11 protein-coding genes are annotated in these 13545 nt (G+C 59.6%); 7 read left to right on the forward strand and 4 right to left on the reverse strand.

Features of this window, described 5'->3' with window-relative positions:
- A complete protein-coding gene (locus tag ACYZT5_RS09225) occupies window positions 1–693 on the forward strand; it encodes an aspartate/glutamate racemase family protein (protein ID WP_462050820.1) in 693 nt (230 codons plus the stop codon).
- Window position 694: 1 nt separating this feature from the next.
- Here ACYZT5_RS09225 and ACYZT5_RS09230 read toward each other — a convergent pair whose 3' ends face one another.
- The 3 genes from ACYZT5_RS09230 to ACYZT5_RS09240 form a co-directional block, all read right to left on the reverse strand.
- On the reverse strand, window positions 695–1216 hold the full coding sequence (locus ACYZT5_RS09230) for a GNAT family N-acetyltransferase (protein WP_462050821.1): 522 nt from the start codon (window positions 1214–1216) through the stop codon (window positions 695–697).
- A gap of 52 nt (window positions 1217–1268) precedes the next feature.
- Complete coding sequence (locus ACYZT5_RS09235; RefSeq protein WP_462050822.1) at window positions 1269–2246, reverse strand: LysR substrate-binding domain-containing protein; 978 nt, start codon at window positions 2244–2246, stop codon at window positions 1269–1271.
- A gap of 87 nt (window positions 2247–2333) precedes the next feature.
- Window positions 2334–2774 (reverse strand): carboxymuconolactone decarboxylase family protein, encoded by a 441-nt coding sequence (locus tag ACYZT5_RS09240; protein WP_462050823.1) that lies wholly within the window; start codon window positions 2772–2774, stop codon window positions 2334–2336.
- 207 nt (window positions 2775–2981) lie between these two features.
- On the opposite strand from ACYZT5_RS09240, the gene pdxR reads away from it, so the two are divergent.
- From pdxR to ACYZT5_RS09260, 4 genes are all read left to right on the forward strand, one after another.
- A complete protein-coding gene (gene pdxR / locus ACYZT5_RS09245) occupies window positions 2982–4415 on the forward strand; it encodes a MocR-like pyridoxine biosynthesis transcription factor PdxR (RefSeq protein ID WP_462050824.1) in 1434 nt (477 codons plus the stop codon).
- Window positions 4416–4538: 123 nt separating this feature from the next.
- Window positions 4539–4832, forward strand: a complete 294-nt coding sequence (locus ACYZT5_RS09250; RefSeq protein ID WP_095128281.1) for a putative quinol monooxygenase — start codon at window positions 4539–4541, stop codon at window positions 4830–4832.
- A 192-nt stretch (window positions 4833–5024) separates the two neighbouring features.
- A complete protein-coding gene (locus ACYZT5_RS09255; RefSeq protein ID WP_462050825.1) occupies window positions 5025–5435 on the forward strand; it encodes a cupin domain-containing protein in 411 nt (136 codons plus the stop codon).
- 227 nt (window positions 5436–5662) lie between these two features.
- The gene (locus ACYZT5_RS09260) at window positions 5663–6373 is read left to right on the forward strand and encodes an ATPase (protein WP_462050826.1); all 711 of its coding nucleotides are present in this window, start codon (window positions 5663–5665) and stop codon (window positions 6371–6373) included.
- 169 nt (window positions 6374–6542) lie between these two features.
- Here ACYZT5_RS09260 and ACYZT5_RS09265 read toward each other — a convergent pair whose 3' ends face one another.
- On the reverse strand, window positions 6543–11450 hold the full coding sequence (locus ACYZT5_RS09265; RefSeq protein WP_462050827.1) for an NAD-glutamate dehydrogenase: 4908 nt from the start codon (window positions 11448–11450) through the stop codon (window positions 6543–6545).
- 502 nt (window positions 11451–11952) lie between these two features.
- Here ACYZT5_RS09265 and ACYZT5_RS09270 point away from each other — a divergent pair.
- Together ACYZT5_RS09270 and ACYZT5_RS09275 are read left to right on the forward strand one after the other, a co-directional pair.
- Window positions 11953–12309 carry a hypothetical protein gene (locus ACYZT5_RS09270; RefSeq protein WP_462050828.1) on the forward strand — a complete coding sequence of 119 codons (357 nt, stop codon included), beginning with the start codon at window positions 11953–11955 and terminating at the stop codon, window positions 12307–12309.
- A 276-nt stretch (window positions 12310–12585) separates the two neighbouring features.
- Window positions 12586–13545, forward strand: coding sequence for an AAA family ATPase (locus tag ACYZT5_RS09275; RefSeq protein WP_150640839.1), 960 nt, complete (start codon window positions 12586–12588; stop codon window positions 13543–13545).

Genomic DNA, 13545 nt, shown 5'->3' on the forward strand with positions numbered 1-13545 from the left:
ATGCGCACCATCGGCCTTATCGGCGGCATGAGCTGGGAGTCCAGCGCCGAGTATTACCGCCTCATCAACCAGCAGGTGCGCGACCGGCTCGGGCCGTTGCGTTCGGCGAAATTGCTAATGTACAGCGTCGACTTCGGGCCTGTCGAACAAGCCCAGCATGCCGAGCGCTGGGACGATGCAGCGGCGATTCTGGTGGACGCGGCGCAGCGGTTGCAGGCCGGTGGTGCCGATTGCGTGGTGCTGTGCACCAACACTATGCACAAGGTGGCAGGGCAGATTCAGGCAGCGATCGACATTCCATTCCTGCACATCGCCGATCCGGCCGGTCAGGCTGCCGTCGATACAGGTGCGCTGAAGGTTGGATTGCTCGGCACAGCGTTCACCATGGAACAGGACTTCCTCAAGGAACGCCTGACTTCAATGGGGCTGACCGTGCTGGTGCCGCAGGCCAATGAGCGTCAGGCCGTCCACCGGATCATCTATGACGAGTTGTGCGTCGGGGTGATCAGCGAGGCGTCACGCAAGGTATATCAGCAGGTTATCGAATCACTGACCCGGCGCGGCGCCCAGGCGATCATCCTCGGCTGCACGGAAATCGGCCTGCTGATCAAACCCGAGCACAGCGCCCTGCCCTTGCTCGACACCACCGAACTGCATGCGCAAGCGGCGGTGGCGTTCGCGTTGGGCGAGTGACTCAACCGGCCTTGAGTGTGCGACGCAGGCGCGCCATGCTCAAGGCATCCACCAGCACGCCGTCACGCACGGCGTAGTCGCGAAACAGCCCTTCGGTTTCAAAGCCGAACTTGCGGTAGAGCCCGATGGCGGCTTCGTTGTCGGCGTAAACCGAAAGCTCGATCCGTTGCAGGTTCATCCAGTTGTCAGCGATGTCCAGCGCCGCCGTCAGCAGTTTCGAGCCAACGCCCTTACCCTGCCACGTCGCCGCGACCCCCATCCCAAGATTACCGGCGTGGCTGCGACGGATCCGCGAAAACTGCTCCAGGCCAATGTTGCCGATAACCATCCCTTGATGCAGCGCCACCAGTTGCACCACACGCTCGTTGTCGGGCGCCAGGCGTTTGCGCCAGACCTCGGCGGACTGAAACGGCATTTGCAGCACCTGCCGGGTAATGGCCGGGTCGTTGTAGAGCGCGGTAATGCCGTCGATATGCGATTCGTTGAAACGTTCGAGGGAGATAACAGCATCAGTGGCGGGCATGGGTGATTCATCCTTGATACAGACATGGCCGTTTACTCTATACCGCCGAAGGTTATTCGAACCACTCCCGCCGTTCACTGAAGGTATTCCGGATCAGCTCAACGATCATCTGCACCTGCGCTGCCCCCCCGGACTCAGCATTGACCGCCATCCACACCTGGCGCTGCATCGGTTGACTGAACAGCCCCGGCAGTTCAACAAGGCCGCGATCGAAGCGGCTGATGTATCCGGGCAGCAGGCCAATGCAGGCGCTGCAACGGATCATCTCCAGCATCAGCTCATAGGAATGCAACTGCACCACCCCGGCCAGGCGCTGGTCCACGAGGGTATTCCACGGCCGAAAACTGTCGACCTGACGGTCATGCTGCCATTGCACCAGCAGGAAATCGGCGAGGTCATCGAGGCTGTCGGGGCGGGACGCGACCCGAGAATAACGTTTGGCGATGTGTGGCAGGTAATCGAGCCGTGCCAGGCGTTGGGGCTCGCTAACCGCAAAACTCGGGCCTGGCAGTGGAGAATCGGTGCCGGCCAGCCACAGCACCACATCGGCACTGACCGCTTGCAGAGACAGTTCGCTGTCGAGGGTAATGATGTCCAGGCGTACGCTGGCGTTGCGCCGCAACAGGGCAACCAGGTCGCGACCGAGAATGTCATGCAGGATCGATTCGGCGACGGCCAGGCGAATCAACGGCTGTTCGATCACCGGGAAGTCGCGCTCGTGGGCCAGGGCAATCAACTGCGATTGCAGCTGCAACCCGTCACGACTGAGGGCAACGCCATTATCCAAATGGCTGAACAACGAACACTGCAACTGAGCTTCAAGCTGCGCCAAATTTTTGCGCAGCTGGGTTGCCTTGATGTTGAGACTGCGGGCCGCCTGCATGAAACAGCCGCAACGGGCACTCACCCGAAAAGACCGCGCCAATACCGGATCGATCCCTGCCGCCAGTGTGCGCCAGGATGAGGCTTTTTCTACGGGCGAGCGGTACTGGGCAACGCGCTGACGGGCTGAGGCTTCCATAAATGGCATCGCTGACTCCCTGTCGATCTATTCTTGAAAGCCTAATCCTGCGCAGCGTTTATGAACCTGATGTGACACTCGGGTCACAAAATCGATTCAGCCTCCAGGGGTTTGCCGAAAACTCACCGCCAGGCGGTTCCAGCTGTTGATGGTGGTGACGGCGATGGTCAGGTCGACGATCTCGCCTTCGCTGAACTGCTCCCGGGCCTGCACGTAGACGTCGTCCGGCACATGGCTTTCAGAGAGCAAGGTGACGGCTTCGGTCCAGGCCAGCGCCGCGCACTCACGCGGGTTGAAGAAGCCACTGTCGCGCCAGACCACGATCGAATACAAACGGCGGTCGGTCTCGCCGAGTCGCCGGGCATCCACCGAGTGCATGTCGGTGCAGAAGGCGCAGCCATTGAGCTGCGAGGCGCGGATCTTGATCAAGTGCAACAAGGCCGGCTCGATGCTGAGGTTGCTGGTCAAGGCCTCCATCGCAATCATCGCTTTCATCGCTTTGGGCGATGCGCTGTAGTAATCCAGGCGGGAGTTCATGGCGCGACCTCGTGGATCGGATGTGTGCCCCTCAAGGTAGGCGTTGATACGCTGGCGTTACAGATCCAATTTTGCGAAATACCCGTTGACCACTGAGGCACCAGACCAATCGGAGGTTTTTCGCCCACGCAACTTCTGCGCAGGCGCTCATGCGGGTACTCTGGCGCGACGCACATGCGCCCCCATCGCCCCAGGAGCCTCGCCGGTATGGAACTTCACGTTGTCATCAACGGCCGCAAGGACCTGGCAGGCCAGTTGTACAACCAACTGCGCAGCGCCATCGAATCCGGCCGTCTGGCAGCCGGGACGCAGCTCCCGCCCAGTCGTTTACTGGCTGAACAACTGGGCATTTCCCGCAAGACCATTTCCGACACCTATGCACAACTGACCTACGAAAACTTCCTCACCGGGGTCATCGGCAAAGGCACCTACGTCAACGCCCGGACGGCGAAAATCACCCATAAACAGAGCCATTCGGAACTGGCCAGTGCCGAGGTCATCGAGTCCTGGCGCAACCTGCCGGTGTTTCTGCGCCATCCGACGCTGGAAGGCTCGTTGCGCTACGACTTCATCGGCGGCGCCACCAGCAAGGGCCAGTTTCCCCAGGATGACTGGCGGCGCTGCACCGCTCACGCCTTGCGCCAGATCGCCGCTTCCAAGGGCTTCTACAGCCTGCCCGAGGGCCTGCCGGCGCTGCGCAATGCGATCGCCCGGCACATCGCGTTCTCTCGCGGGGTCAATTGCCAGGACGAAGACGTGGTGGTGTGCAACGGCGCGCAACAGGCGCTGGACCTGATCTCCCGGGTGCTCACGCGCGCCGGCAGCCTTGTTGCCATGGAAGACCCCGGCTATCCGCCCGCACGTCTATTGTTCGGTACCCACGGTGCCACGGTGATCGGCGTCCCGGTGGATGCGCAAGGCATTCAGGTGGACAAGATCCCCCTTGGCACCCGGTTGATTTACGTCACCCCGTCTCACCAGTTTCCCCTCGGCATGCCGATGAGCCAGGAGCGCCGGGTTGCGCTGCTGGAGCGGGCCCATGAGTTGGGCGCGATCATCATCGAGGACGATTACGACAGCGAATTCCGCTATGAAGGCCGGCCCACCGACTCGCTGCAAAGCATGGACGAACGCGGCATCGTCGCCTACGTCGGGACCTTTTCGAAAACCCTGCTGCCGGAGCTGCGGCTGGGTTATGCGATCCTGCCGCCGGCGATTCTCGAAGCGGTCATTCGGGCCAAGCAGCTCACCGACCTGCACACCTCCACCCTGCCCCAATGGGCGCTGGCCAAGTTCATCGCCGAAGGCTGTCTGCTCAAGCACATTCGGCGCTGCCATACGATCTATGCCGGACGCCGCGAACGAATCCTCGCGCGCATGGCCGGCGACCTTTCGCCGTGGCTAGAAGCTGTCCCGACCACCGCCGGGTTCCACATGGTGGTTATGTGCAAAGTGCCTATCGATATTCCATTAGTGATCACACTGGCAAAAAAAGTCGAAGTCGGGCTCTACCCCATCGATAGTTTTTTCTACCAGCAAGCGCCTCAGGCCGGGCTTTTCCTGGGTTTTGGTGCCATCGAAACCCTGGACATCGACATCGCCCTGGACCGCCTGCGGGACATTTTGCAGCAGGTCGCCTGACAGATTGGTCTGCGTTTTTATCCGGCTATTGGCTATTGGTGGTCCGGGGGTGCAGGCCTATCCTGCATAAGTGTTATCCCTCAATGAGCAGGATTCGTCCGGCCTGATTCAGGAGTGTGAGCAATGTCCAACGAAGTGATCAATACCGTAAAGGTGCAGGCCGCCGCCGGCCGCTCGGACGAACTGGGTAAGCAACTGCAAAAGATTGTCGACACCCTGCGCGAACTACCGGGCTGTGATTCCTATATGGTCGACCGCTGCCCCGAGGACGACAACCGCTGGACTGTCAGCGCCCGCTGGCAATCGGAAGCGGCCATGCAAATGCATTTCAACTGCCCTGAAGTACAAGGTTTTATCGGCCTGATCGACAGCCGCCTGGCCAACGCCGTCGATTTCAACAGCTTCCCTATCGTTTAGAAAAATTAGGTCGCCGTCTTCGGCCACTCCTACAGGGCAATGGGTACCCCTGCAGGAGTGGCTGGAGGCGGCGACCTTGTTTTTTAAACGCGCATGATTGGTCCCCTCGCCTTCACGAAAATTGGCTGTTTGCTTGCCCCGGTGGGCGGACTACCGTAATCCCTGACGACTAACCCACGCAGGTGATGAACCATGAAAGCACTCCGATTGTTGGCTGCCCCTCTCGCCGCCCTGGCCTTGACCGTTTCCGCCTCGGCATTCGCCCACGACCCTTCGGAAAAAGTCACGATCCTGCAGGACGAAGTCCTGAAGAACGTCCCGGGCAAAAAGGCGTTGATGATCGAAGTCGACTACAAGCCGGGCCAATCCTCCATCGCCCACAAACACGAAGGCACGGCAATGGCCTATGTGATTTCTGGATCGATCGTTTCTCAAGTGAAAGGCGGGCAACCGAAGACCTACAAGGCCGGCGAGTATTGGTATGAACCGGCCGGCTCGGAACATCTGGTCTCGAAAAATGCCAGTGCGACCAAGCCAGCCAAACTGTTGGTGTTTATGGTGTTGTCCCCGGACGAGAAAGTGTTGATCCCGCTGGAAAACTGATAGCTGAACGTACAGCCATAAATAAAAAGGCCCGAACCACCTGTTCGGGCCTTTTTATTTCCTGGCGTAATTAACCGCAAACTTTTAAACCAAACAAAACTATTGGCCAACTGATAAGCGCACGAATGGGCTATTTCATTCAGCCGGCACCGGTTTAGTCTGGAATCACTGCCGACGCCCGGCAACTTTAACTTTCCGACCCAAGTTGTTTCACTGGAGAAACACCCATGAAACTTGCACTTGTCAGTAGCTTGACGATAGCCGCTGTTTTAACCGGATGTTCAATTCCGACTGCGCCGACGGCTGTTTCTTCACTCGACGGCCTCTTCACTGCGCCAGTCGGCCGCAGCAGCGCCACCCATGTCACCAGCGGAGGTCATGTGTCGCTGGGCATCGTCTACAGCCGCAATACCCAGACCAACCGTGCCTACCTTCAGGACTATCAGGCCAACGCCGGCACCGGTTTCGGCCAGAGCCTGCTGGTGCAACCCATTCATGACGCCTACGTCGCCACCTCCAAACCCGACTTGGCGGTGGACTGGGTCAAGGCGTCCTTGCAACGTCAGTTTGGCTCGGTGACGGTGTACCCGGACATGCAAAGCCTCAGAGCCGCTAAACCGGATGTGGTCGCTATTGTCGACACGCGCAGTCAATTGATGACCTCGCGCAGTTCGGATATCAGCGCGTATGTCAGCGCAGCGTTCTACGATACGAACTTCAACTACATCGGCACTGCACAAGGGCATGACGCCAAAGAACTTAGCCCTTTATGGGCGGACTATAAACGCAGCGAAGAGATAGTTACCGATATTAACGAACAACAGAATGTGCAAGTCAGGGCTCTGCAGAAGTTTGACCAGTCGCTCAGCAATTTATTGACCAGGCCGACAGATAAAGTGTCGATGATCGATAACACTACTGGCATAAAGTTGCAGTAAAGATCGTTCCCACGCGCAGCAAAGGAATGCATCCCGTGACGCTCCGCGTCACAGCTTCAACAGCGGACGCAGAGCGTCCATGGCGGCATTCCCACGCAGAGCGTGGGAACGATCATCCAAAAAAAAGCCCCGCCTCTCTCGAGACGGGGCTTTTTTACTCAACGCCTGATCAGGCAGCCGGCTCCAGCTCGACACTGGCAGCGGCAGCGGCAGTGGCAGGCACCACCGCTTGTCCGCTCAACGCGAGATCCAGCAACTCACGGTTGGCCACCGCATACATGGCGTAATCAGTGCCGCTGGCGGCACGGATTTCTACCAACATGACGCGCCAGCGTTCGATCATGCCTTCGTGCTCTTCCATCCACAGCTCGAGACGAGTTTCCACGTCCTGGGTGCCGTCGCCCTGTTGCAGGACCGAGATGGTGATCGCACGTTGTTGCCAGTCGACGTCATCGCGGAACGCTTCACGGGCCAGGGCCTGCCAGTTGTTTTCAACCGGCAGAGCACTGATCTGTTGCAGGTACCAGGTGATGTCCAGCGCGCTGCCGACGGCGAAGTAAGCCTTCGCGACGTCCGCAGGATTCTGGCCGGTCACGTCGGAGGCCTCGATGATCGGCAGCAGTGTGTACAGGTGCGAGGTGCCAGCCACCATGCGCGCGAGCAACTCCGGCACACCGGCTGCGACGTACGCCTGATAGCGGGCCTGCCAGTTCTCGTGGATCTCGCCACTCAGCAGTTCGTCGAGCTTGAGACCCAGATCCTTCAGATGCGGACCGAAGTGCGCGACGTCACGGGCAGCGTTCTGCTCGTTGCGACGGGCACGCAAGAACCAGCGCGTAGCGCGACGGCCCAGACGCATCAGCTCGTCCATCAGCTCCAGTTGGACGTCAGCGGAAACCTGGTAGTCCAGGGCTTCGATCTGACGGAACCAGTGCGGGAGATGGAAGATGTCACGCACGATCACATAAGCGCCGGCCACGTTCGCCGGGCTCATGCCGGTCGACTCTTTGAGTCGTTGAACGAAGGTGATGCCCATGTGGTTCACCAGATCGTTGGCGATCTGGGTGCTGACGATTTCGCGCTTCAGACGGTGACGGCGCATGGCATCGGAGAACTTGCTCACCAGGGTCGGCGGGAAAGCGGTTTCCATGTCGCGTGTCAGGTAGTCGTCGTCCGGCACCTGGGAATTGAGCAGCGCTTCCTTGAGGTCGATCTTGCTGTAGGAGATCAGCACCGACAGCTCGGCACGGGTCAGGCCATGGCCTTCCGCGAGGCGCTCGTTGATCGCCTCTTCAGCCGGCAGGAACTCGATGGCGCGATCCAGCTTGCCGCGGCCTTCCAGATCGTTCATCAGACGCTTGTATTCGGCAATCCGCACGAAGGCACGGCGTGCCGCCAGGGACAGGGCCTGAGTCTGTTTGTAGTTATTGCCGAGCACCAGGTTGCCGACTTCGTCGGTCATGCTGCCGAGCAATTGGTTACGTTGCTTCTCGGTCATGTCGCCGGCATGAACCACTTCGTTCAGCAGGATCTTGATGTTTACTTCGTGGTCGGAGCAGTCAACACCACCGGCGTTGTCGATGAAGTCGGTGTTGGAACCGCCGCCATTGAGGCCGAATTCGACACGACCCAGCTGGGTCATGCCGAGGTTACCGCCCTCGCCCACGACTTTGCAGCGCAGCTCGTTGCCGTTTACGCGCAGTGCATCGTTGGCCTTGTCGCCAACATCGGCGTGGCTTTCGCTGCTGGCTTTGACGTAAGTGCCGATACCGCCGTTCCACAACAGGTCTACCGGTGCCTTGAGCAAGGCATTCAGCAGTTCGGTCGGGGTCAGCTTGTCCGCTTGAATGTCGAAGCGCTCTTTCATCTGCGGGGAAATCGCGATGCTTTTCGCGCTACGGGAGAAGATCCCGCCGCCTTCGGACATGATGCTGGTGTCGTAATCCGACCAGGCCGAACGCGGCAGGTCGAACAGGCGCTGACGCTCGGCGAAGCTGTTGGCAGGCGCAGGATTCGGGTCGATGAAGATGTGCAAGTGGTTGAACGCTGCGACCAGTTGCAGCTTGTCGGACATCAACAAGCCGTTACCGAACACGTCACCGGCCATGTCGCCGACGCCCACCACGGTGATGTTGTCTTCCTGAACATTGATGCCGCGTTCGCGGAAGTGACGTTGAACGCCAACCCACGCGCCCTTGGCGGTGATGCCCATTTTCTTGTGGTCGTAACCGGCCGAGCCACCCGATGCGAATGCATCGCCAAGCCAGAAGCCGTAGTCGATGGCGATACCGTTGGCGATGTCGGAGAAGGTTGCAGTGCCCTTGTCCGCAGCCACCACCAGGTACGGGTCATCGTCGTCATGACGCACGACGTTGGCCGGCGGTACCAGCGCGCCGTCTTTCAGGTTGTCGGTGATGTCCAGCAGGCCCGAGATGAAGATGCGGTAGCAGGCAATGCCCTCGGCCGCGATCTCGTCTCGACCGCCACCCAGTGGCAGGCGACGCGGCAGGAAGCCGCCCTTCGCGCCAACCGGCACGATGACCGAGTTCTTCACTTGCTGGGCTTTTACCAGTCCCAGGACTTCGGTGCGGTAGTCTTCTTCACGGTCGGACCAGCGCAGACCGCCACGAGCAACGTTGCCGAAGCGCAGGTGCACGCCTTCGACGCGTGGCGAGTAGACGAAGATTTCGAACTTCGGTACTGGCTTAGGCAGCTCTGGAATCTGGTGCGGGTTGAACTTGAAGCTGAAGTAGGACTTGTTCTGACCGTGAGCGTCGGTCTGATAGAAGTTGGTCCGCAGCGTGGCCTTGATCAGGTCCAGGTAGCGACGCAGGATGCGGTCTTCGTTCAACACCTGGACGTCGTCCAGTGCTGTCAGAATCGCGTGTTCCAGGCGTTGTTGCTTGTCTTCCAGATCGTCACTGGTCAGTTTGCGCGCCAGGTAGAAACGGGTCTTGAACAACCGGGTCAACTCGCGAGCAATGTCGGTGTGGTTGTTCAGGGTGCTGGCGATGTAACCCAGGTCGAAGCCCAGACGAATCTGCTTCATGTAACGGGCATAGGCACGCAGCAGCGCAACATCGCGCCATGGCAGCCCGGCGGTCAGCACCAGACGGTTGAATGCATCGTTCTCGGCATCGCCACGCACGATGTGGACGAAAGCGTCCTGCAAGGTGTCGTTGAGTTGCTGGATGTCGAGTTCCAGGCCTTCAGCGGCGGTGAACGCGAAATCGTGAATCCAGAACTCGCGGCCATTGTTGTGACGCAGGCGATACGGGAACTCACCCAGCACGCGCAGGCCGAGGTTTTCCAGGATCGGCAACACGTCGGACAACGCCAGCGGCGTATCGGCGTGATACAGCTTGCAGTGCAGCATGCGCTGGCCGGAGACCTGAGCCAGCGGCTGATAGAAGCTCATGACCAGTGGATTTTTTTCGCTCAGGCTCAGCAGGTGCTGCATGTCGACCACAGCGGAGTGGGCGGCGAAACGCTCACGGTAACCGGCCGGGAAGCCTTTCGGGAAGTCCGCCAGCACGTTGGTGCCGTGGGCCTCGCCGAAGCTTTCGACGACCAGGCTCGCGTAGTCGTCCTGCCAGCTGCGGCAGGCTTGCACGACTTCTTTTTCCAGCAGAACCGGGTCGATGTCCAGACGGTTCTTCGGATCGACGCGCAGAATCAGTTGCACACGAGCCAGCACGGATTCGGAGAAGAAGGTCCAGAACTCGCAGTCCGAGGCTTTCAGACGATCCATCAGCACTTGCTGGATCTTCTGGCGCACTTCGGTGGAGTAGATGTCGCGCGGCACGTAGGCCAGGCAGTAGCAGAAGCGGCCGTACGGGTCTTTACGCAGGAACACGCGGATTTTGTTGCGTTCCTGGATCTGTACGATCGACATCACGGTGCTGAACAGCTCGTCCACCGGGGTCTGGAACAGATCGTCGCGCGGCAGCACTTCAACCACCTGCGCCAGTTCCTTGCCCAAGTGAGCCTTGGCCTGGAAGCCGGAACGGCGTTCGATTTCTTCGACCTTGCGACGGATGTACGGGATGACCCGCACGCTCTCGCCATACACCGACGAGGTGTACAGGCCCATGAAACGGCATTCCTTGGTGACCTTGCCGTCGGCGTCGATTTCACGGATCGACACGTAATCCGGGTAAGCCGGACGGTGTACACGGCTCGGGTGCGCAGCCTTGGCGAACGACAGCAGGGTCGGCTCGCGCAGGTAGTTCACGGCGTAGTCTTCGATGCGCAGGTCATCGTAGGTCAGGCCGGTGCGCAGCAGTTTGGTCAGGCCGAGGAAAGAGTCCTGGTCGTAGACGATATGGCCACCATCGGCTTCATCGCTAACCACGAACTCTTCATAGCCGAGGAAGGTGAAGTGGTTGCCCACCAGCCATTCCAGAAAGCTTTTGATTTCGGCTTTTTCTTCCGGATCGACGTTGAACTGGCTGTTGTCCAAGCCGGTCAGGATTTCCTGGACCTTGGCTTTCATCGGCTCGAAATCGGCGACCGCGACGCGGACTTCACCGAGAACCTGTTCCAATTCCTTGCTCAGGACATTCAGTTCGGCCGCGTTGGCGCAACGGTCGATTTCCAGGTACATCAACGACTCTTGCAGAACGTCGTCGCCCTGGGTGCCTTTCGGCAGGATTTCCAGCAGCTCGCCCTTGCTGCCGCGACGCACGCTCAGCACAGTGGTTTGCAGGGTATGGATGCTGTAGCCGCGACGGTTCAGCTCGGTACGCACCGAGTCCACCAAAAATGGCAGGTCGTGGTGCAGCACTTCGACCGCGGTGTGGGTCGACTGCCAGCCGTGGCGTTCGTAGTCAGGGTTGTAGACGCGCACTTGCGGTTGCGCGTGATCGAAGCGCTCAAGCAGGCGCCACGCAGAAAGGGTGCAGCCGGCGAGGTCAGACAACCGACGCTGGGTCAGCTCGTCCAGGGAAATAATGCCGAAAAATTGTTCCGCGAACAGCGCCACTTGTGGCAGTGCCTGTTCACTGATGTGCTGGGCCAGTGCCGCTTGCAGTTGGTGCTGGAAGTCGGCTTTGCTGGCTGCGGTGAAGAACGCCATCTGTGGTACTCCGCTTGGGCTTGTTATTGATGGAAGCGTCGCGTGCAAACCCCTTTCGGGGTCATCCGTCACCCTGTTCCTGATTCTCGGGCAGAGGAAACAGGATGACAGGTGGGTGAAGCTGGACGAGACACTCAGGTCACATTCACCTTCCATGATGGGCATCTGCAAAAACGACTGCGCCATGTATCGCGCAATGTCTTAACAGGTGCTCATCCGTTGCGCAGCTTAACGAGTGCGGCAAGGCCCGTGCTTGCAGCGCTGCGACATATTCGGTCATCGGCACGCAGCTTGCGCCTTGTGCATCGAACAACACTAGCAGCCGCACGGCAAAACGGGGGGTTTAAGCCCGGTTTTGCGGCACATCCGTACCAGAAATGACCAGCAACACCCCGGATGTTCACGACACATCCTCTGACACTCAGGCGAGCAGAAATTCCCGTCTGCTGGCAGAATTGCCCTTTGTTCGTCTTCACAATGCTCGTCGAGCCAGGAATTTCCCATGCAAATGACCACCCCCCTCTTGATCGTCAACCCGTGCGACGACGAAGAAGACAACATGGCCATGCTCTGCTGCCACAGCGATCAGGGCGATATGTTCCTGATGACCCGCTACCCGGACGAGGACGAGCTGGAAATCACCCTCGACGGCGAGCCTTCTACGCTGGACGGGGTGAAAGTCACCCTGACCCCTACTCGCCTGCTGATCGAAATCGCCGCCGCTGACGCTGATGCGCTCAATGGTGATGATTCGCTGGAAATCATTCACAGCACTGATGCGAGCGATCTGGCGGAAGTGGAAGAAACGTTGCAGAACATCCTCAAGGGCACCGGGACCTATGTCAGCCAATTAAGCTGATTCCTCTCTTCCTGACACTGATCGTTCCCACGCTCTGCGTGGGAATGCATCACCGGACGCTCTGCGTCCCGCTTTAAAATCGTGACGCAGAGCGTCACAGGCTGCATTCCCACGCGGAGCGTGGGAACGATCAGTCGTGGGGCGTGGGAACGAGCGTTAATCCGCACTTTGCACAAAATGCCGTTAGTCGCCGCCCCCCGCGATGGATTAAAGTAACGCCCCCAGCCCTGGCGTTATTCGAACGTCTTCGGTCACCCTTTCCAGGAACAGTCATCGATGGAACATCGTGAAGCGCTGCTAGCGCTGCGAACCTTTCTTTCAACGCAGATTCTCGGCCAGGAAAAACTCATCGAGCGCTTGCTCATCGCCTTGCTCGCCGACGGCCACATGCTGGTCGAGGGCGCTCCGGGCCTGGCCAAGACCAAGGCCATCAAAGAACTTGCCGAAGGCATCGAAGCACAGTTCCATCGCATCCAGTTCACCCCCGACCTGTTGCCGGCCGACATCACCGGTACGGAAATCTATCGCCCGGAAACCGGCAGTTTCGTGTTCCAGCAAGGCCCGATCTTCCACAACCTGGTGCTGGCGGACGAAATCAACCGTGCCCCGGCCAAGGTTCAGTCCGCCCTGCTCGAAGCCATGGGCGAACGCCAGGTCAGCGTCGGGCGCAGCACGTATGAGCTGTCGCCGCTGTTCCTGGTAATGGCCACGCAAAACCCGATCGAGCAGGAAGGCACCTATCCACTGCCCGAAGCGCAACTCGACCGCTTCCTGATGCACGTGAAAATTGGCTTCCCTGACGCCGCCGTCGAACGTCGGATCCTGCAACAGGCCCGTGGCGAAGCCCTGCACGGCGAAACCAAACCCGAGCGTCGGGTCAGTCAGCAGGCGATCTTTGCCGCGCGCAAGGAAATCCTCGGCTTGTACATGGCCGACGCCGTGGAGGAATACCTGGTGCAACTGGTCATGGCCACGCGCACCCCGGCCAAGTTCGACCCAGAGATGGCCGAGTGGATTGCCTACGGCGCCAGCCCGCGCGGCTCGATTGCCTTGGACCGTTGCGCCCGGGCCCACGCCTGGCTGGCCGGTCGCGACTTCGTCAGCCCGGAAGACATTCAAGCGGTGCTGTTCGATGTGCTGCGTCACCGCATCATTCTTTCCTTCGAAGCCGAAGCCGCGGGCATCGACCAGGACCGGGTGGTCCAGCGGATTCTCGACGTCGTAGCCGTCGCTTGA

The sequence above is a fragment of the Pseudomonas sp. LB3P14 genome (assembly GCF_054898045.1).